At 55.5% G+C, this 20,982-nt stretch carries 15 protein-coding genes; 4 read left to right on the top strand and 11 right to left on the bottom strand.

The genetic code is table 11. The features are described from left to right. A complete protein-coding gene (locus BLO51_RS22635; protein ID WP_090675465.1) occupies positions 1-873 on the bottom strand; it encodes a MurR/RpiR family transcriptional regulator in 873 nt (290 codons plus the stop codon). 207 nt (positions 874-1,080) lie between these two features. On the opposite strand from BLO51_RS22635, the gene BLO51_RS22630 reads away from it, so the two are divergent. Genes BLO51_RS22630 through BLO51_RS22620 form a run of 3 tightly spaced genes read left to right on the top strand, consistent with a single transcriptional unit; the run spans position 1,081 to position 4,123 of the window. Further along, positions 1,081-2,022, top strand: a complete 942-nt coding sequence (locus BLO51_RS22630) for a BadF/BadG/BcrA/BcrD ATPase family protein (RefSeq protein ID WP_090675441.1) — start codon at positions 1,081-1,083, stop codon at positions 2,020-2,022. A 13-nt stretch (positions 2,023-2,035) separates the two neighbouring features. Next, complete coding sequence (murQ, locus tag BLO51_RS22625) at positions 2,036-2,947, top strand: N-acetylmuramic acid 6-phosphate etherase (RefSeq protein ID WP_090675439.1); 912 nt, start codon at positions 2,036-2,038, stop codon at positions 2,945-2,947. 33 nt (positions 2,948-2,980) lie between these two features. Next, positions 2,981-4,123, top strand: coding sequence for a GNAT family N-acetyltransferase (locus BLO51_RS22620; RefSeq protein ID WP_090675437.1), 1,143 nt, complete (start codon positions 2,981-2,983; stop codon positions 4,121-4,123). A 234-nt stretch (positions 4,124-4,357) separates the two neighbouring features. On the opposite strand, the gene BLO51_RS22615 is transcribed toward BLO51_RS22620, so the two are convergent. The 5 genes from BLO51_RS22615 to BLO51_RS28765 are packed head-to-tail and all read right to left on the bottom strand — an operon-like array spanning position 4,358 to position 11,610. Continuing rightward, complete coding sequence (locus tag BLO51_RS22615; RefSeq protein WP_167670288.1) at positions 4,358-6,634, bottom strand: cellulose biosynthesis cyclic di-GMP-binding regulatory protein BcsB; 2,277 nt, start codon at positions 6,632-6,634, stop codon at positions 4,358-4,360. A gap of 23 nt (positions 6,635-6,657) precedes the next feature. Further along, positions 6,658-7,932 (bottom strand): glycosyltransferase family 2 protein, encoded by a 1,275-nt coding sequence (locus BLO51_RS22610; protein WP_090675434.1) that lies wholly within the window; start codon positions 7,930-7,932, stop codon positions 6,658-6,660. Further along, a complete protein-coding gene (locus tag BLO51_RS22605) occupies positions 7,925-9,673 on the bottom strand; it encodes a polysaccharide deacetylase family protein (protein WP_090675432.1) in 1,749 nt (582 codons plus the stop codon). The genes BLO51_RS22610 and BLO51_RS22605 overlap by 8 nt, the downstream gene beginning before the upstream one ends. Further along, complete coding sequence (locus tag BLO51_RS22600) at positions 9,639-10,493, bottom strand: GGDEF domain-containing protein (RefSeq protein ID WP_167670287.1); 855 nt, start codon at positions 10,491-10,493, stop codon at positions 9,639-9,641. The genes BLO51_RS22605 and BLO51_RS22600 overlap by 35 nt, the downstream gene beginning before the upstream one ends. After that, complete coding sequence (locus BLO51_RS28765) at positions 10,474-11,610, bottom strand: glycosyl hydrolase family 8 (protein WP_143006942.1); 1,137 nt, start codon at positions 11,608-11,610, stop codon at positions 10,474-10,476. Before BLO51_RS28765 ends, BLO51_RS22600 begins: the two co-directional genes overlap by 20 nt. A gap of 775 nt (positions 11,611-12,385) precedes the next feature. Here BLO51_RS28765 and BLO51_RS22590 point away from each other — a divergent pair. Further along, positions 12,386-13,522 carry a response regulator gene (locus tag BLO51_RS22590; protein WP_090675427.1) on the top strand — a complete coding sequence of 379 codons (1,137 nt, stop codon included), beginning with the start codon at positions 12,386-12,388 and terminating at the stop codon, positions 13,520-13,522. Between the two features lie 38 nt (positions 13,523-13,560). Here BLO51_RS22590 and BLO51_RS22585 read toward each other — a convergent pair whose 3' ends face one another. The 5 genes from BLO51_RS22585 to BLO51_RS22570 all read right to left on the bottom strand — a co-directional run bounded on the left by BLO51_RS22585 (position 13,561) and on the right by BLO51_RS22570 (position 20,615). Continuing rightward, on the bottom strand, positions 13,561-14,643 hold the full coding sequence (locus tag BLO51_RS22585; protein ID WP_090675425.1) for a sensor histidine kinase: 1,083 nt from the start codon (positions 14,641-14,643) through the stop codon (positions 13,561-13,563). Positions 14,644-14,669: 26 nt separating this feature from the next. Then, positions 14,670-16,418 (bottom strand): ABC transporter ATP-binding protein, encoded by a 1,749-nt coding sequence (locus BLO51_RS22580; RefSeq protein WP_090675424.1) that lies wholly within the window; start codon positions 16,416-16,418, stop codon positions 14,670-14,672. A 182-nt stretch (positions 16,419-16,600) separates the two neighbouring features. Beyond that, positions 16,601-16,756, bottom strand: coding sequence for a hypothetical protein (locus tag BLO51_RS29390; RefSeq protein ID WP_167670285.1), 156 nt, complete (start codon positions 16,754-16,756; stop codon positions 16,601-16,603). Between the two features lie 18 nt (positions 16,757-16,774). Next, entirely contained in the window at positions 16,775-19,990 is a 3,216-nt protein-coding gene (locus BLO51_RS22575) for a bifunctional cytochrome P450/NADPH--P450 reductase (RefSeq protein ID WP_090675422.1), read from the bottom strand. Positions 19,991-20,042: 52 nt separating this feature from the next. Then, positions 20,043-20,615, bottom strand: coding sequence for a TetR/AcrR family transcriptional regulator (locus BLO51_RS22570; RefSeq protein WP_090675420.1), 573 nt, complete (start codon positions 20,613-20,615; stop codon positions 20,043-20,045). Positions 20,616-20,982 lie beyond the last annotated feature (367 nt).

Raw genomic sequence — 20,982 nt, 5'->3', positions numbered from 1 at the left:
TTAGCTTTTATGGTTAAATTTGGCCATGCCGTTCTCAAGTTCCCGGATCGCCTGACGGCTCCGGTCGAGGTACATCGCGGACTGCTCGTAGTTGTTGCTTGCGACCCCGAGGTATAAAATATCGATCACGTTAAGCTGGGTAATCCTGGAGGACATCGCCCCGCTTCGAATCTCGTTCTCCGTCGAGGAGATGCACAGCGGAATGTCCGTGTACTGGGTGAGCGTCGTGCTGCCGTACTTCGTGATGCCGATGGTGACGGCGCCGTTCTCCCGGGCGGCCTTCAAGGCGGCAATGACCTCCTTCGTTTCGCCGGAGTACGAGATGCCGACGGCGACGTCCTCCTCAGTCAGGGTCACTGCCGACGCGAGCTGCACATGCGGATCGGCAAAGCAGAAGCACGTCCGGTTGATGCGCAAAAATTTCTGCTGCGCGTCTTGACCGATCAGATTGGAAGCGCCGATGCCGAAGAAATAGATCCGCTTCGCCTGATGAAGCGCCTGCACCGCCTTGGACACCTGCTCCAAATCGAGAATTTTCACTGTGTCGTGGATCGATTGAATATTATTGTTGGATACGTGCTGCACGATCGTCGCAATCGAATCCTGCGGCCGGATTTCCTGGTAGCCTTGCACGCCGCCCGTTTCCCGGAGGTCTCCCGCCACCTTCAGCTTGAAATCCTGGTAGCCCTTCACACCCATCGATTTGCACAACCGGATGATGGCGGCCTGACTGGCTCCGCTCGCTTCGGCCAACTGGGCGACAGACAGCTCGATCATCCGTCCGGGATGCGCGAGTACGTACTCCGCGACCTTTTTCTCCGAAGGATTCAGTCCTTCTAAAATCTCTCTTAACCGAACCAAACCTCCATGAATTGCACTCACCCCCTCTTATCTGTAAAATATCATCACATATAATGTTATTAAATAAAACATAACGGTGTTATTGATACCGTTTCCAATCGTCAAACTTATTATACCGTATTTGAAATTTTAAATCAATATTATTTTTGAAACGTGAAATTTTGTTTTACAAATCAAGCTTCGTTGTCTTATACTCAAATTAAGAAGAAGGTGATAAAGATGGAGTATATCGTCGGAATCGACGGCGGCGGCACCAAAACGGAAGCGGTCGTCATCGATACTTCGGGCAACCGGCTCTTCGGCTGTACAGGCGAATCGACGAATTCGAAGGCGATCGGCTTCGAGCAGGCTTCCCGTCATCTGGAAGCCGTGCTGGACGAAGCGCTTCAACATGAAGCCTGCGCAATCGGACGCTGTCTGGCCGTCTGCATCGGCATGGCCGGCACTGATACGCCGGAGGAAAAGCAAGCGGTCGAAGCCGTTCTTCGGGCTTATCAGGCCCGAATCGGCGCTTCGTTCGAGGTGTTCGTGCGCAACGATGCGGAAATCGTCTTGATGGCTTCACTTCGCCGGGAGTACGGCATCGCCGTCGTCTCCGGCACCGGCTCGATCGTCTTCGGCTGCACGCCGGAAGGCCGGCGCTACCGGGTCGGCGGCTGGGGTCACCTGCTCGGCGATGAGGGAAGCGGTTACCAAATCGGACTTCACGCGCTGCAAGCCGTGATGCGCAGTCATGACGACATCTGTCCGGCCACGGCACTAACGGATATGATCCGGCATACGTATGGCTTCGACTCGATTACCGAACTGAAAACGTACATCTATGGACCGGACATTCGCAAAAAAGACGTTGCCGCCTTTGCCGAACTGTGCATCAACGCAAGCAAGCAAGGGGATGCCGTTGCCGTGCGCATTATCGAAGGCGCGGCTGCGGAACTTGCCGTCGCGGCGGCAGCCTTGGTTGGTAAGGACGCCTGGTTCCCGGATTCGGACCTTGTGACGACGGGCTCGGTGTTCAAGCATTCTCCTTTGTTCGCCGATACGTTCCGGCAGACGATCTCCGAAACGTTCCCCGGGCTGCGCCTGCACCCGGCTTCCGAGCAGCCCGCCGCTTATGGCGCCGCCTTGCTCGGCTTTGAGCTCTTCCAAAGAACGCGATAAAGGAGCAGTCCATATGTTTAACCTGCTGAATGAATTAACGACCGAACAGCGCAATCCGAATACGACGCAAATCGACCGGTTAGGCTCCGAGGATATCGTCCGGCTCATCCACGAGGAAGACCGTCTGGTCACCGAAGCGGTCGGCCGCATTCTCCCGCAAGTCGCGCAAGCCGTCGACCGGATCGTCGCCGCTTTTCAGCGTCAGGGCCGGCTGTTCTATATCGGCGCCGGCACCAGCGGGCGGCTCGGCATTCTCGATGCGTCGGAATGTCCGCCGACCTACGGAACGGACCCGTCCATGGTGCAGGGCATCATTGCGGGGGGCTTTCAAGCGGTAAAAGAGCCGGTCGAGGGCGCGGAGGACAGCGAGGAGCTTGGCGCGAAGGATATCGACGAGCATGGCGTAACGGACCGCGACGTGGTCGTAGGCATCGCCGCCAGCGGACGTACCCCGTATGTGCTCGGCGCCATGAAGCGAGCGAAGGAAAAGCAAGCGATCGTGATCGGTCTGTGCAATAACGAGCACACCCCGATGGCCGGTATCGCCGATCTGATGCTGGAAGCCGTCGCCGGACCGGAGGTCGTGCTCGGCTCGACCCGAATGAAATCGGGTACCGCGCAGAAGATGATTCTGAACATGCTGACGACCTCCTCCATGATCCGCATCGGCAAAGTATATGAGAATCTCATGGTGGACGTTCTGCCTTCCAACGAGAAGCTCGTCTACCGTGCCAAGCGGATTATCGGCATGGCGACCGGCGCGCCGGAGGATGTGATCAGCGAAGCGTACGCCGCTTCCGACAAACACGTCAAAACCGCTATCGTCATGATTTTGGCGAAGGTGGACCGGGACGGCGCGCGCGAGCTGCTGGAGCGTTCGGGCGGGTTTGTACGCCAATCGGTGGCGCTGGCAAACGGCAATTAACACGGGACCGAGGAACAAGGAGGAGAATTTACGGTGGCAGACATACGGCTCGTCCGGCCGAACGAGATGGCCGAAGCAGTCAAGCTTTCGGATTCGATTTTTCGCGATGCGCAGCAAATTTCCATGAAGCCTGCATTTCCCGACGTCTTTTCAACGGCTTTAGGTCAATCTTACGGAGCGTTCGAGGATGGCAAGCTGGTCTCGTTCATGGGACTCGTGTCGGTCACGATCCGCATCGGAAAGGCAATGCTCGGCACGTATCAGCTCGGCTCCGTCGGCACCGATCCTGCTGCCCGGGGCAAAGGCTACGCCAGCCAGATTTTACAGCGCATTTTTGATCATATCGACAAGGCGGGGGCCTCCCTGCTGCTCGTTTCGGGCGATCGGTCCTTGTATACGCGGGTCAATTGCCTGCCGTTCGGCGTTATCCGGAGGTATACGGTGGATGCGGCTGCAGCACAGGAACTGCAAAGCCGTCACGCTTCCGAAGGAGTGCGGGTGCGCGATCTGGAGGCGACCGATTGGCTGTATCTGCGGGAACTGGCAGGCGCAAGATTAACCCGCTTCGAGCAGAGCGTCACCGACCTGGCAAATCTGGTTCATAGCGAAGCGTTCGTCAGCTGCATTAAGATGAAGCATCGGGTACTCGTAGCCGAGCGGGACGGGAAACCTGTAGCGTTTCTCGTAGCCGCCGTGCCGAATCCGCCGCTCGACCCGAAGCGGGTTCCGTTCCTGATCGAAGCCGCGGGGGACGGCCCGGCCGTTGCGCTGTTGGCCGCGTATGCGCTTAAACGGATGGAACTGGAGCAGATCGAGCTCCCGGTTTCCGTGCACGAAAGCGATTGGCAGGAGGCGCTCGCCCCGACGCAGTACCAAGAAGAGCCGAATCACGGCACGATCTACGTAGTCCGGCCCGAGCGCTTGATCGAGCAGCTTCGACCGTACTGGGAGGAAACGGCGCCGGGCCGTCATGAAGCGCTTCGCGTGCAATCAGCAGGCGACGGCCGGGTCAAGCTCGAATACGACGGCTTGTCGGCAGAGTTGGCTCCGCAGGCGTTCATCTCGCTTGTCTTCGGAGGTAACGAGGGCATGGCGGAGCACTCTACGCTTCGCAGCTCCTTGAAAGAGCTGTTCCCGGTGCCGTTTCCGTTTACGGCGGGATTGAATTTTGTGTGAGCGGGCAATAAGCTTCCGAAGATAATTAAAAACGATCAGACTTACTATAAAAATGAGCAGGGATTCGATTCCTGCTCATTTTTTTATTGCTTATAGCGCCCTCAGTATAAGGGCAGCCAAATCGGTTCCAGCGATGATCCATGGAGCAAAAGTGCCGCTTTCTTACTCAACGCTTCCACCCAGCCGATTCATTTTGCCTTGCTTCTTCACCCGGGGAGCCGTTCCTCGCCGCCTTCACTGCTTCCCGGCGTCCCGTTTCTCCTTGCGCCGCATCCGGATAAACACGATCAGCAGCCCAACCAGCAGCACCGGAATGAGCACCATGAGCCATACCGGAATACCGGGCGCTTTCTCCGTCGGATTCGATACCTCGCCGTCTTGAGACGTCTTGGAATCTGAAGGGGAAGCAGCGGTGAACACGGCTTTGGCCTTATTCATAATGACGACTTGACCCGGCTTCTTCGCATTCTTCAAATATTGCAGCAGATTCGGATGAACGAAAGAGCCTTGCTCCCCTCCCCCGACGTTCACCTTCTGGAAGACGGCCATCACCCGGTTTTCGTTCCAGACCGACCGCTGGATCCAAGCCGCATAATCAGTCGTTTCGTTGATTGCGTTGTACTTCCCGAGCTGTAGCCGATCGTTGTCCGTCGGGAGCAGCAGCTTGTCGCGCAGCTTCTGAAGCGACGGGAATTGGCCGAGGTCTCCCGGCACGATCACATGGTAATCCTTAAGCTGCTTGAGCGCTTGATCGTCAAGCGGTTCGCGGAATACGGCGATCCGCCGACTCGTATCGGACGTCAAGTCCCCGACAAGCCGGGAAAGCTGCGACAGGAAAGTCCCGTTCACCTGCTGCGGCACGAGAATGGCCGTACGGTCCGTTCCTTGGCCGCTTACAAATGGCGCCGGCCAGTGCTGGAACGAGCTGTCCTTTGACATTTCGTGAGGCACATTGAACGTGCTGGCTTTATCGACGAAAATCCACCGGCCATTGTTTGTGTCCCGGATGCAAGGGCCTTCGGTATGGCCAATGTTGGCCGTAAACGTAATATCCAACACCCCGCTGCCGTCTTTATCCTGCAAGGCATTGGTCAGAGGAATGCTCGCCGTGTACGTATCGCCTTGATGTTTCGTTTTGGTCAATTCCTGAAGGGATACCGTCTTCGGGATGCCGTTCACCGTTACCGTCAATCCGTATTTCCCGTAACGGTCAGCCCCGGTCTCCTTCGTTTTTTTCGTGCTTTTACGCTCTGTCCGCTCCCCGATCTCGGCCATCAGCAGCGGAGATACCTTCAGCTTCAGCTCAAGCGAGCTCTCGCCGGTCAGCTTCCAATAGGACGGTACGCCTACGTTCAGCTTGCCCGATTCCGGCTTCGTCTCGTTCAGCAGCAGGTGCTCGGAGCCGAACGAAGCGAGCGTAAGCTTTTTCGGCTCGTCGCCATCATCCGCCACCGCAGGCGTCTGCCGAATAACCAGATGGCTTCCAGTAAGCTGCTCCGCCAGCTTCGGGCTCGTTAATACGCGCAGCTTCTCTGTGATCGCCTCATCCTTGGCCGCAGATAGCAGCAGCATTTGCTTCGAGCCGGTCTTTCCGGCCTCCTCCAAGGACATATAGTCGAGCGCCAGCTCTTCGTTTTCGGCGCGAACGCCGTTCTCCTCGACGATTTTTTTCACCGGGCCGGTCCAAGCCCCGACGCTTCCCATGGCGATGACATGGGCCGATTTGCCGTCCGCCTTCGCCCATTCCGACTCCGTCATCATCGGAACCGGCTTTTTCGCCGCCGTCAGCGACGATAACCGGGCCGCCAGCTCCAAGGCGGAAGAAAGCAGCTCAGGCGATGGAGCGTCCGGCACGACGATCGTTCCGTACACCTCGTCCGTCGTCCCCGGCTCGATGAAAGGATGCGGGAACTCCTTCAGCGGGTCCGCAGTCGTCCACGTCGCTTTCGAATCGATATAGACGAAAGACGAACGCGCAATTTGCAGCCAGTTAGCCGGGTTGTCCGGGTCTTCGCAGAAATCGTCCGAGACGACACCGTGCTTGGCGAACGTCAGCTTGTGAAAGCCGGGCTTCGCTTCGTCCGGTCCGAGCGCAATCGTCACTTTGCGCTGCTTCGCCTCTTCCTTGGTCAAAGACACGCTCTTCAGCGGCTTATTGTCCACAAGGACGGTCAAGGTAGACTGGGAAGGCAGCAGCAGGTCGGAGTAGCTCAAATCGAGCTCCAAATAATGGTTGCCTCCAAGCTCGGCTTTCGGCACATTATAATACACGTCGTAAGACCGGTCTACGCCGGTCAGCATAATGGGCTCGTTGGCGAAGCGGTGTACGTAGCCGGGCGACAAAGCCGATACGTTCGAATCGGTACTGACCGCCGTCCCCTCTTTCCATGCGGTCGCTTTCACCTGCCGCCCGCTGTCCGCTGCATTGACGGCGGACGAGTAAGATCCGGACGCTACAATGACGGCGCCCAGCAGTAAGATGGCCTTCCGAAGGCCGAAACCGTTGTTCATTATTCTCTCACACCTATCCGTTGTCATGATACGGCTTCGCCTTTCTTTTCTTTCGAGAAGCGTTCCGTCTTGTACCATTTCGTCTCCTGACGAAACAGCACTCGTTTGATTTCCAAAAATAAGGCATACATGACCAACGCGATCCACAGCTGGGAATACGTAAAATACATCAGCAGAACGATCGCAAAATTTTTCAGCGTAAATTCCGTCTTTTCGATACTGAGCGCAATCATCACTTCCGTGGCGTACAGGAAGAACGCCAGAATCCACAAGATGATCGAAACGATGCCCACATCCAGATGCAAATCGACAAACAAGTTGATGACGAACAGCAGGTCCGATACGATGACGCCCATAAAAAACATGAAGTACGTAAAAAAGAAGTACACCAAATCAAACACGATCCGCTTCTTTTTCAGCGAGAACAGATGCCGCATAAATTTCAGCACGACGTATTGATTGCCGCGAGCCCACCGGGTCCGCTGCTTCCACCATACCTTCCACGTTTCCGGCTCCTGCTCCCACGTGATGGCGGCGGGAAAGAACCGGATATAATAGCCGGCATCGTAGACGCGGATCGTCAGCTCGGTATCTTCGGCGAGCGCCTTCTCGTCCCAGCCTCCCAGTTGTTCGATCAGACTGCGGCGTATGGCGAAGTTCGTCCCCGGAATCGTTGTCACCCCGAACCAATTAAAGCGGCCTGCCTGAGCCATCCACTGGAAGGAAATGGTCTCGATGTTAATGAAGCGCGTGAGCAGGTTACAGGCTGCGTTCACGACGCGGAATTTCCCGACAATGACCCCAGCCGCCGGATCATTCTGCATCGCCAGAACCAGGTAATGAACGGCCTTCCGTTCCGGCGTATTGTCCGCATCGTAGACGACGATAATTTCACCGCTGGAATGGAGCAAGCCTTGGTTCAGCGCGCCGGACTTGCCTTTGCCCGCATTGGGCGGCTTGGTGTGCACCACTTTGACACACGGATATTTGGCCGCGTAGCTGTCCGCGATTTCGCCCGTCCGGTCCGACGAATTATCGTTGACAACGATGATCTCCAGCCGGTCCTTCGGGTAATCGAGCCGGACCATCGCTTTAATCGTGCGCTCGATCACGACCTCCTCGTTGTGCGCGGGAATCAGGATGCTCACTTTGGGAAGCGGGGCCTTGGTTTGCTCCCACTTCTCAATCGGCCTCCTGTACCGCAAATAATGCAGGTACCCCCCTTGCATCAGAAACATATGGTACAAGAGCATGATCCAGATCATCGTTAGCGATGTGTAAAATAAAATTTCAGCCATGGGTGCTCCGCTCCTCAAACAACTGCTTTCGTAAGCTCATGCGAATACGAAGCGTATAGACCAGAAAAGCAATGACGGCCAGAGCAACGACCGCCGCAATGCCCCATAAAATTTTTTGCGAAACTCCCATATCCCCCAGTTCCGGCAGCTGGCGGGTAGCGGTCGTCAGTACAAGCGGCGTATTCGTACGGTCCACCGCTTGAAAACGCTCCGACTGCGTATGCTCCAGACGCTTCAGATCGATCCACTCCAGCCCCGGAACGGTTTCCACCGCCGCAAGAAATTCCTTCAGCCGGTCCGCCCCGAGATACGGATGATAAAACATGCCGATGACGCCGCCGCTCACGAATTGCATTTGCCGCACTTTTCTGGCCGTATCCACAGCCGTCGAAGACGAGACGGCATCGTAGTAACCGATCGTCTCGGGCAGCAGGGTCATGCCGTGCAGAAACGCAGGGGCCGTGACATAGGGAGCCGTGCTCATCCGCTGCCAATCGCGGTCGCCCAATTGAACCTGCCCGAGCACGTATTGAAAATATTCCGCTGCGACCCGGTACCCCTCCTGACTCATCGTATAGTGCGGAGCCTCGAAGCCGAGCGGATACAGCCCAAGCTCCGTCAGCTCCTTAATGCCGCTCTCCAGCCGATGGCGTGTATAAGATTCGTTGAATTGCCTGTTCTTCTCCACATAGCTCTCGTACGCTTCCTTGCTCGGGAAGTCGTGCCGGTGCCGGACCGTAACCTCCCGGTCGGGCTCGTCCATGATCGGGGCATTGTTTTCCACATCCCAGAACTCGAAGCCTTCTCCGGTCTCCGACTGCCTGTATTGGTGCGTATATCCGTGCAGAACGATGCTTGCGCCGCGCTTCTGCAGCTCCCTCAGCACCTCCACCAATTTCGGCATATCTTTCAAACGCTGCTGCTCGTGCGTGACCGGATTCGTATACACCGGGATGAGCGCGATCATATAAGGAATGCCCTTTTCCTCCAAAACCTCGGCCGTCGCCTTCAGCAATTCGGGATCGGACTGCGGGTGGATGTCCTCCAGGCGAATGTAGGCCGGACGGCCTGCCGCAGGCTGTTCCTGGAAAAAGGGATAGAGCCCTTCTCCCAGATAGTATAGAAATGGCACGTCCAGATTGACGGCGGAAAAATAAAAGCTGTTCCGGTCAACGGCAAGCAACGGAAACGCCTGATCCCCTTTCCAGCCCTGCAGAATCACTTCGCCTTGACGGAGCGCGATCTGCGCAATCGGATAGGTCTGCTCCAGCAGATCGTAGGAGGAGGAGTCTTGCTTCGATACCTTATGGATCTCCACCTTCTGCTCTGCCGATACGAACGAAAATCGTTCGCCGAGCTGCCCGACATTGTCGCCGACAGCCAGAACCGGTCCGCGGTATGCCCCCATGAGCTGCACAGCCTGCTGCGGCAGAGATTTGGGCACCGCTCCGTAATACACCAAATGCGAAATGTCGCGAAGGTCGTCGCTCTCCACGGCTTCGTCGCTTTTGAACACGACCTTCCTTGTAAAATGGCCCAGCAGAAGATCCAGATTCCGGACCGATTCGCTAAGCGTCCCGTCCTCCGTCGTGTACACAACCAATATTTTGCGTGCTTCGTCCGCTTCTTTAGCCGACGAAGCCCACGTCCCGTGCGAAAGCAGAAGCAGCAGCAACGCGCCAAGCCAGCAGACGGTCCGTAACGTTCTATGGAATGTATTGCTCAAGCTCATAGCTCGCATTTTGCACCAGCTCCTTCGCGTCGCCCAGTCCCTCGTTATAGCTTGAAACGCCGAAAGCTACATTTAGCGTAACGGTTTGTTTCTGATTGGCAAGCACATGAGTTTTGAACAAGCCTCCGATTTTTCCGATGACGATATCCGCATTTTCTTCCTCCGTGTTCGACAAAATGACAGCAAACGTGTCGTCGGCAATCCGAAACTTGCGGTCGCTCATTCTCGTCTGGCTCCATAAAGTACCGGAAAGGGATTGCAGCAGATGAAGCGTCTCCTTGGCGCCGTACAGCTTTTGAAATTGCTCGAAGTACTTGACCTGAATCAGAAGAAGAGAAAAGGGCGCGCCGGTTCTTCTCGAACGCTTGAACTCATCCTCCATTTCGAACAAGAAGCGTTTGTAATTGTCGAAGCCCGTCGCTTCGTCGATGATGACAAGATGATCGAACTTCTCCTTCATCTCTTGATTTTCGGCTGCCATCGTCGTGACCCGCTTGTGAAGCATGCCGGTGACGACCGGCGCCGCAAGGATCGCCGCCATCCAGATGACGATCTCTTCCGCAGACAGGAAGATCGCGGAGGAAACGAACGCTTTCCACAACAGAATCGATCCGAACACAAACATGACGGCTAGACTGAGGCCGAGACCGGCCACCAAGCCGAATACCGTCCCTGCGATGCCAATAAGCAGGACGGCAGCCAGCAAAAGCGCTTTGTTCCAGGAGACCGGAGGAAACCCGAACGCAAAATAACAGGCAAGTGGCGTAAGCAGCAGCAAGAGAAGCTGATAGAAGAGATAGGTTTGATTTTTAGCGTAGAAGCCCTTCATCGTACATTTTCCTTTCCGCCAGCAACGGAACGAGGTTGTCGAAAATATGCGTTTCGTCGTCGAACACAAAACCGCCATACCATTCGTTCGCGGGATTCAAGATTTGAAAACGCAGCATCCGGTAATACAGCGATTGGGCAAACTCCCTGTCCCCAAGCTCAACAGCACTCAGGATCGCTAACCCGTATGCCGCCGGAGATTCGAAGTCCACCGCGGGCATTTTGGATTGAGCATGGTACCTTCCGTACAGGACGCCATACTTATTGAACTGTTCCTTGAGCAAGGACCAAACTTCGTTAGAGGGAATACCGGCTTGGGCGCGATGGTAAACAATGTACAGCTGGTCGATCCAGTTGATCTCGTCGTTGTACAGATACGTTCCTTTATCAAAATCGTAGGAGAAAGGGAACCACGCGTCGCGCGTCGGGAGGTTCTTCAGAAAATCGACCGCGCTCCGGTAGACCGGTTCGCTCAGCTTACCGCGCTCGTACATCGCTTTGAACGCAGAGACATGCAAGTAGGACAAGGTGAGGATATGGCTTTTCCATGCGGAGGTGTGGTCGTAGAAGTCAGAGAAACGGCCGGCCGTAACCATGTTTTGGGCCACGCTGCCGGAGATCGTATCGGCCAGCGCTGTATAAGCTGGCTTGCCCCATCGGCTGCCGGCCTTGTACAAGGCATCCGCAATCCGCAAATCGTCGATCAAGGCGTTGGTGGCGACCGTTTCGGACGATGTGCCGACCTTCCAGGAAATCCAACCGTCCTCTTTGAGAAAACGGGCTCGAAGGACACCGACATTTTGTTCGAACAAGCCCTTGTCGCCCTTCTCAACCGCGTACTGAAGCCATAGCCCGATCGATTCGGAAAGCGCCTCTTCGCCCTGCGCCACATCCCGGTTCGCTGCTACGCGAGGCTTCAAATTCGTTTTCAGCGTCTCGTTCGCGTTCACCATGTGCCGTCGGATAAAAATTTCTCCGGGCAGCCTGTCGCTCCGGAGCTCCGGATCGTCCGCCGTTCCTTTCGAAGCATTGGATGCGAATGGCCCTCCGGCCAGTATAAAAGCGACGGCGGAAATCAGCATAACCAATAGAGCAACGGTAACATAGACCAACCTCATTTTCGTTTCCCGTTCTTCCTTTCCTATCCGGCAGCGACAGCTTCAAATGTCTGCAATCCGTTGAATGTATTGCGATACCTTGGGCTTCCGGACGGAAGCTGCCTTGCAGGCACGTTCGTTTTTTCACAAGCATGCTGTCATCGTAGTACCCCGCTTTTTGGTCTCGAACTATAATAGTCTGCATTCGGATATTCCATCCAGGCTTACTGCCCGGCAGCGTCCGACAACTGCGGGTTATGATTCTTAGTGCAAAAGCGACCATGACATCCGTTTCGATCAATGCCATTTCATCGTTCCCGCTCCTTTTTCATCATCTCTCTCTGAATCGCGATCCAATATTTCCAGTTTTTGTATCCTCGCATCACCCTTATTCTTTCTAAAGAACAACTTTCACTCACTTTACCAACCGCTTCTAAACAAAATCTGAACACCTTTTGACAAAAAGTCCAGCCGTTCGAGTCTGCCCGCAGCAAGAACTTGCTGAAAAACAAGCAAAAAGGGCAAGCATATCTTTTTCCCAATTCATTCAGATTTTAAATTTGTTAAATAATTAACATTTTTCCATTTTAAATTCAGAAAAGGACGAAATTTTGATATGATCATAAATAGGAAAACAACGCTCTTCTGCTGTTCGTTCAAATGAACTATTTTGCCGGGGAACCGGTCTTTTTAACAAACCGATTACTTTTTACATACAGGAAGAGGAGGGCGCGAATTTGGCCACTCAACTACACGACAATGGGGTTTGCACGGTTTGCGAAAAGGAGGGGCGCCGATGATTCGGATGATTCTTGCAGACGACGAAGCGCTGGCTCTGTTCAGCTTGCAAAAGCAGCTTGACAAGCTGAACGGCGGCGTTATTGCGGGAGCCTATCAGAATGCGGAAGAAGCCGTCGAGGCGGTGCTGCGGGAGAAGCCGGAAGCCGTCTTTTTGGACATCGACATGCCGGAGCTGAGCGGCCTGGAAGCGGCCGAGATCATCATGTCGCACCTGCCGGAAACCGAGATTATCTTTGTGACGGCGTACGAGGAATATGCGCTCAAGGCTTTCGAGCTGGCGGCGATCGACTATTTGCTGAAGCCTGTCTCCACGCAAAGGCTTGCCAAAACATTAGCCCGGCTGTCGCAGGCCAAAGCCGCCAAAACCGGATCGGACGCCCCCGCGGGCCAGACGTCTAGGACGAAGGAGCAGGTTACGATCCGCTGCTTTCAGACGCTGGAGGTTGACACCGGCGATTCCGGGCCCGTACATTGGCGAACAAACAAAGCGCAGGAGCTGTTCGCCTACCTCGTTCACCTTCGGGACCAGCCCGTGCGCAAAGATGCACTGCTGGAGCTATTCTGGCCCGATATCGATCCCAAGAAAGGCTACACACAGCTCTACACCACCATCTACCAAATCCGCAAAACCGCAAGTGCCGTTCATCCCGGCATCCGGATCGTCAGCGGGGATAAAGGGTACCGGCTTGAGCTGAACGGGGTCGACGTTGACGTGGTAACCTGGGAGGAGAGACTGCAGACGGCACCGCCGCTCAGCGAGCCTACGCTCGCGCGGCATTTGCAGCTGCTGGAGCTGTATCGCGGCGATTATCTGGAGGATTGCGGCTATTGGTGGGCGGAGAACGAGCGGGAGCGGCTGCGTATGCTGTGGTACCGGCATGCGATGCGCGTCGCGGCTTTTCTGGAGACGCGGGACAATGCGGCGGAAGCTTTCCAGCTCTATTACCTCATCCAGCGCCGATTCCCATTCACTGAAGAGGTGTATTGGGCGCTGATCAAGCTCTTTATGTATATCGGAGACCGGGTGTCTGTGGAACGGCAGTACGATATGCTATCGCAAATGCTGTACGAAGAATTCGGCACGAAACCGGCAAGAACGCTTGAGCAGTGGTGCCAAGAGCGGGTTGTATAAATAACGTGTCCACCCGCTCTTCATTTTGACGTAACCGCTCAAGGCAAAGCCGGAAGCCTGACGGTAAACGTCGTCCCCTGGCCGGGAACGCTCTGTACGGCGACGGAGCCCGTATGCATCTCAACGATCCGCTTGACGATCGCAAGCCCGAGCCCGCTCCCTCCCGTGCTTCGGTTGCGGGATTTGTCGGCCTTGTAGAACCGCTCGAAAATATGCGCCACCTCGTCCTCGGAGATGCCAATCCCGGTATCAGAGATGAATATGACGGCCTGCTGTCCATTGCGCTTAAGCTGGACGCCGATCGTCCCGCCAGCCGGGGTGAATTTGATGCTGTTGTGCAGCAGATTGACCCACACTTGGCTTAGCAAATCTTCGTCAGCCTCGATGTTGACGTCTTCCAGCGACACATCCATGTCGATTCCTTTATCTTGCCACTGCGGCTCGGACGCCAGAATGAGGCTGCGCAGCTGCTTATCGAGCCGGTACCGCCTCCGCTCGAACGGATGATGGTCGGATTCGAGGGAGGTCAGCTTCAGCAAGTTTTCGCTCAGCTTGGACAGCCTGGCGCTTTCCTTTTCGATAATGCCGAGATAATGCATCCGTTCCTCCCGGCTGAGCTCGTCGCTCTGCAGGATGCGGGCAAAGCCACCGATCGACGTCAGCGGCGACTGGATTTCATGGGAGACGTTGGAGATGAACTCCTGGCGCATTTTTTCCATCTGATTGAGCTCGACGGCCATATGGTTAATGCTTTCGACGAGCTCGCCGAACTGGTCCGTGACCCGCTCATTCGGGGGAATTTTGACGGTGAAATCGCCTTTGGCAATCCGCTGCATGGCATCGATCACAGGCCGGAACCTTTCCATGTGCTTATCGCGAAAAATGACTCCGATCGTCCCCATAATCCCCATGCTGGTAACAAACGCAACCAATTGGGTAAATAGCTGGCCGACGTAATCGGAAGGTTGCCTTCCAACCGCCTCCAGCAAATAGTGGATGAAGAAATAGGCGGCAGACCAGCTCGCCGTCGAAAATAAAAGCAATAAGCAAATCCCGAAGAGGCTCTTCAAAAATCTCCATCCGCGCCCCAGTACCCGCTTCCCCCGGTGCTGTACTTCCACTCCAGTCCCTCCCTATCGCGATTCGTTCAAACCTGCTTTTGAATGCGAAGCTGCTGTGTGGCAAATTCGCGGTACAGCGCATGCGTTTGGAACAGCTGTTCGTGCGTGCCGATGCCCGTCACCTTGCCTTTCTCAAGAAAAACGATTTGGTCCGCATCCACCACGGTCGACAGCCGGTGCGCAATGACCAGCGTCGTCCGGCCCTGCATCAAGTTATTCAGCGCCTGCTGCACGACGACTTCTGACTTGCTGTCCAGACTGGAGGTCGCTTCGTCCAGCATCAAAATTTGCGGGTTACGCAGCAGCGCCCGCGCAATCGCAATCCGCTGCCGCTGTCCCCCGGACAGCTTGACGCCCCGTTCTCCGACTTCCGTTTCATAGCCGTTCGGAAGCTCGTGAATAAACGTATCGGCGTAGGCCATGCGCGCCGCCTGCTCCAGTTCTTGGTCCGTCACGTCGTGCGGCAAGCCGTAACAGATGTTGGCGCGGATCGTCCCGGCGATGAGCGGGCTTTCCTGGGAGACATAGCCTATGCGGCTGCGCCACGACGGCAGCGAGTATTCTTCGATCGGCTCGTCCCCGAGCTTGATCGAGCCCCCGGTCGGCGGGTAGAACCGCTCGAGCAGCGCAAACAGCGTCGTTTTTCCGCTGCCGCTCGGTCCGACGATGGCTGTGACTTTGCCGGGCTGCATGGTGAAGCTGACATCGTCCAGTATGGTTTCGCCCGCTTTATAGGCGAACGTCACGCGTTCGAGCGTCAACGGCTGACCTGCGTTATCAAGGGGCTTGCCGGAGGCATGATCTTCTTCCCCGAGCTCCAGCAGCGCCGCGATTCGTTCCGTCGCCCCGACCGCCTTTTGAAACTGGGTAAAGAAGGTCGTAATTTGCGTAATCGGCAGCACGAATTGAAACAAATACAGGATGAATGCCACCAGATCTCCTGCCGTCAACGTGCCGGAAGCGACCCGCGCGCCGCCGTATCCGATAATGACTACGAGCAGCAGCATGAGGATGAAGAAGATAAGCGGCCCGACCCATGCCGAAACGATACCCTCCTTCAAGCCAAGCCGGAACAGCTTCTCAATGCCTGTCCGACCGTTCCGGTATTCGACCGTCTCCGCATTCGAAGCCTTCACAAGCCGAATCTCCGACAGTACCCGGCTGATCACCGCCGTAAAGCCGGCCGTTTCATCCAGAAGGCCGACCGAAATTTTATGCATCTGCTTGCCGAGCGGAGCCATAATCAAGATGGCCAGCGGAACGACGATCAGCATCATCAGCGTCATTTTCCAATCGAGGTACAGCAGCACAGCAATCGACCCGACTACGCTCAGAATGCCGGTGAAGAAGCCGGTCAAGTGCTCACTGATCAGGCCTTTGACAACGCCGGTATCGTTGGTCATCCGGCTGATCGTTTCCCCCGTCTCATGATTGTCGTAGTAGGAGACCGGCAGAACGAGCAGCTTTTTCCACAGCCGGTCCCGCAGGGACGCAACGACCTTCTGCCCCGCACGGTTGAGCAAATAAACGCCGACGCCGCCCGCAATCGCCTGTGCGATGAAAGCCGCTCCCATCAGGACGATCTGCGTCAGGCTTAAGGAGGTCAGCGAGAAGCTGTCGACCATATTTTTCGTAAACAGCGGAATCGCCAATCCGACCAGGGTCGAGATGATGCTTAGAAACAGCGCGGCGGCAAGCAGACCCTTGGAAGGCTTCGTTTCCCGGACCAGCCGGATCAATTGCCGCCAATTCGCCGATGTTTTCGGTTTTGACATGCGTGTCCCAACTCCCATTCTATTTTCCTAACTTTACTATACTTTTTTAAACGGAATATTAAAGAAAAATATTGGAACACCGGGGAATAAAAAACCTTAATCCGCCAAAAGCATCGGATCAAGGCCGACTGCGCAGCCGCAGCGTCATGCAGATATTCGTCTTAAGGAATCAGTCCACATCGTCAGACGGCCGCTTCTCTTGCGGCAACCGCCTCGCTGCCGGGCGCCAGCGCGACGACATAAAGCGGACGATGCCGGACGAAAGAGACGAACTCTTCCAGCATCGGGTCAATGACAACGTCCTGCACGACGATGGTGAAGCCGGCACCGAAGTCCAAAATAGCGTCGGTGAGTTGCTATTTGACCATCGCGACGCTATGTTCCTGATGCACGCGTACCCATCCTTCTTTCGCATAACGCCCCTCCGTTCGAAGGCGCTCCAGCCAAGCTTTCGCTTCCTGCTCCCCTGCTCCATGCACGGTCCGGTATGCTTTCTGCAATGCCAACTCCACCTCCAGAGACATTTGAGCCTCATCTCCACATACGAAAATGCACCCTCCCCGATCAAGGATATCCATCAAATTCGATGCATGGCGTTCCAGCAAATGCTGTACATAGATGCTGCTTTTCCCTTCCGCACGGGAAAAAGCTTGATGAAGCGTAACGACATCCTCCCTATCGTAGTACTCAAGCTCCTCGCGATAAATCGAATCCGCTTCGTTCCGGCATCCGATATAAAGATGCGCCTCGCCCAGAGCGGCTCCCTTCTCCCGGATCGCGGTCCGCCCCTGCAAAAAGCCCCGGAAAGCCGCTGCTCCCGTCTCGGTCCCCACCATAATGATCGGCGTCGCCGGATCTTCCGGGAGCCGCAATCCGGCTTCGGACGTACGGATGAAGATCAAGACTTCTTCTCCGGGCCTGCATTCGGCCAAGCGATTCGAAGCAGTCCCGCGGTATTCGCCGCACCCGCTCCAAGCGGGGTCCTGCACCACGTCTACGGCAACACTGATCTGCCGGGGGCTGACCTGAGGGGAGCTGGATATGAAATAGTATCTCGGCTGCAGAGGAGGCAGCAGCTCGATCAACCTTTCGAACGGCAGCTGGCAGGCTTCATATTTTTCAAGCAGGTCGAGCATAGTAACGCGCTTTTTCAAGATCTGCTCCTCGTAGACGCTCTCCTCAGCCATAGCCTCCAATTCACGCTTGTGCGGAGGACACACCGTATAGGCCGCAAGCTCGTGCAACTGCTCGCGGGTAACGGTCTCCTGCAGCTCTACGCACCGGCTCAGCAGCTCATGAATACCGACCGGTCGATCCACTGGGAGATGCGCGAGGCTTTTACCGTTTGCCGTAACAATCAGTTGATCGCTCCCCCTCAATCCGTACCGCCGCAAAATCCGGCCGACATTCGCCGGGCTGTTGCTTGGCAGCACGCCAAGAAGATCGCCCTCCTGGTAAGTAATCCCCTCCGGCAGCGCAAGCTCCAGATGCCGTGTGCTCCGGCCGCTGCCGGCCATCCGAAGTTCGCGGTTATTCGTCACCGAAGCGTAGACGGCATCATAGACCCGGGCAAGCGGAATCCGATCTAAGTCGCTGACCACCCGGACATGAAGGCTGCTTTGATTATTCACCGCGTCGTCTCGTTCCAGTCCGAAAGCGTGAAAAAGATCGGACCATAGGCGGACCCGCCATTCGTCAAGCTGCTTCTCAAAGTCGCCGCCAGCATCCGCCTCGCCGCGCACCGAGAGCCTTGCCGCCCCCTTCCGGGCCAGCTGCTCGTCAATCCACCGCGGCACATCCTGATACGTATTGGACCAGCTGCGGTCCCCGCACCCGAATACGGCATACCGAACTCCTTGAAGCTCGCCCGGCTGCACACCTTCAAGCCATTTCACGAACTCGCGCGCATTGCCCGGAGGCTTGCCGTTATAAGACGCGGTGACGATAAGCACCGCTCCATCCTTGGGCAGCCCTCCGGCCCAATCGTTCAGCGGCGCAGCCTCGCTTCGGAAGCCTTGTGCTCGCGCGGCATCCGACAGCTCGCGGGCAATCCCTTCCGCCGTGCCTAAATTGGAGCCATAAAGTACGAGCAGAGATGTCTTTTCCGCCCCTGCAAGCGGACGGTTCGCCTGCGCCTGCCCTTGATCCGCCTCAACGGCTTTGGAATGGCCTGCTTCCGGTTCTTGAACCACGGGGCTTGCCGTCTTATGGCGCAGCCGCACTCGGATATGAAAATCGCCCGGCTTGAGCGTTAAGGTTTGCTTCACGTCCAATTGATAGTTCGTATGATCCACCAGTTCAAAATGCCGGAGAAGCATGCCGAGAACCAGCGTCGCTTCGTGAAGCGCAAACTGCATGCCGATGCAAGCCCGCTGACCGTTTCCAAACGGCTTGTAGGCATGATTGGGAATTTTGCCGGGATCTTCGAAGCGTTCGGGGCGGAATTCTTCCGCGTCGGCGCCCCAGGCGGCTTTATCCCGATGAAGCTGCGGCAGGAGAACCCCGATGCCTTCACCCTTCCGAATGCGATACTTTCCTCCAATGACCGTGTCTTCCTTCGCATAGAGCTCAAATCCCGGGGCCGTTGGCCATAGGCGCAGCGATTCGTTTAAAATCATCCGAATATAATGGAGCTGCAGCACCTGCGTATACGACGGAGACGGGCCCGTCAGCACCCGGTCTGCTTCCAGATAAGCCTTCTGAAGCACATCCGGATGCTTCAGCAAAAAGTATAAAGTGAACGATAACAAGCCGCTGGTCGTCTCATGTCCGGCAATCAAGAATGTGATAATCTGATACCGGATATTTTCGTCATCCAGCGTCTCGCCTGTCTCCGGGTCCTTCCCGTTCAGCATCCGGGCGAGCAGGTCGATTTCCCCCCGGTCCCCGTTTGCCTTTCGTTCCTCGATGATTTTGTCCACCAAGGAAAACATCGTTTGAATATCTTCGTTAAATTGCTGTCGCGTTCGCACCATGAACAGGTTTTGGATCTTCAGGCGACTGCCTTGCAGCATCGCTTCGTTCAGAGCGCTGACCATGCTGTTAATAAAAGGGCTTGGCGTTTCGCGATAAAAACTGTTAAAGCGGTAATTGAAGCCGCATAAGCCGATTGTGTCCAGTGTGAGCCGAGTCATGTCTTCCGCGACATCGATGCTGTCATTGGGGTTGAGGCGGGCCCATTTTTGAATCAGCTGCGAAGCGATGTCGACCATCATCGCATGATACCCTTTCATCGCCTGCTGGCTGAAGGTGGGGAGAAGAATCCGATGGGCTTTTTGCCAGTTCGGCTCATCCGTGCGGCTTGTAAATAACCCGTCTCCGGTAAAAGCGCGCACGTTCTCCAAGTCGCCTTTAATGCTTTTATCGAAGCGCGATTCGTCGCAAACTTCCGCTACGAGGTCATGTCCGGACACCATAATGCTGGAATAACCCGGAAGCGCGATCCGGTATATAGGGCCGTACTCTTCTGCAAGTTTACCAAGCGAAAGGGTCGGTTTCTTGCTGTCGATCAAAGGTAAATTTCCAAGGGAACCATAGGTTCTGGGTTGAGGAATGACTCCCGCTTCACTCATAACAACCATCCTCCCGAATCCATTTGCCTTGCCGAACCTCTTTAATCCTGCTTTACGGCTTGCTTGCTTTAAATCCGTGGTACAGCGTCTCCAGAACTAGCGCCGCCGCCGATTTTTTGGCAACGTGGCCTTCATGAACCTGCTGCCAGGTGACAAAGAGGAGCGAATACAGCACGTTCAGAATCCATTCACTGCTCATATCTTGCCGGAAATGGCCTTTGTTCTGGAGCGTCTGGATCATGTGCCGCATCGGTTCCTTCAGCTTCTCCTCGGCCGCAGACATCTCGGGGTTGTAATTCAGCGAGGTTTCATGAGCAAGAAAATAAATTTTGTCCCCAAGCGGAACCAGCGCCTCCACCAGCTGCGATATATAGGTTTCGCTCGACTCCTCGTCCAACGGGATCCGGCTCATCGTCTCTCCTACCACCTGAGCTGCTCTTAGCCCCAACTGCAGCATCAACTGCTCCCTACTCGCCACGTACCGGTGCAGGGTGGCAATACCGATACCTGCGTATTCGGCAATCTCGTTCAAGGATGCCTTTGGTTTTTCGACCAGCAGCTCCGTAGCCGCATCGAGTATGGCACGAAGCCTGAGCTCCTTTGTTGCTGATCTGGACGTCCCCATATCTCTGCCTCACTTTCGATAAAATTGATAGATTAATCTATCATTATATTCCATTATAAACCAATTAATACATAAATTCAACTAAAAAAAGCCGTGCTGCTCACTGCTTAGAATACCAGCAACTCCTCCGAAACATGGGTAAGCAGCTCATTCCGCTTTTGGTGGCTGCCACGCAAAATGCCTGGATTAGCGCTTGGAAAGCGATCCAGACTTGATTTGCGCCTTGCGGCCAAAACGAGAAAGCAAATGATAACCATAAAATCCGGCCGTTGAACCCAGACCCCCCGTTACAATTTTTCTTTGCGCAAAAGAAGTTCAAGTAGTGAAATCCCCGCCGGGTCATGCTATGATATGAAAATGCATTACC

It is taken from the genome of Paenibacillus tianmuensis (assembly GCF_900100345.1).
Lineage (GTDB): Bacteria > Bacillota > Bacilli > Paenibacillales > NBRC-103111 > Paenibacillus_G > Paenibacillus_G tianmuensis.
The sequence above is the reverse complement of the archived record's forward strand: the minus strand, read 5'-3'. Positions and strand labels throughout refer to the sequence as shown.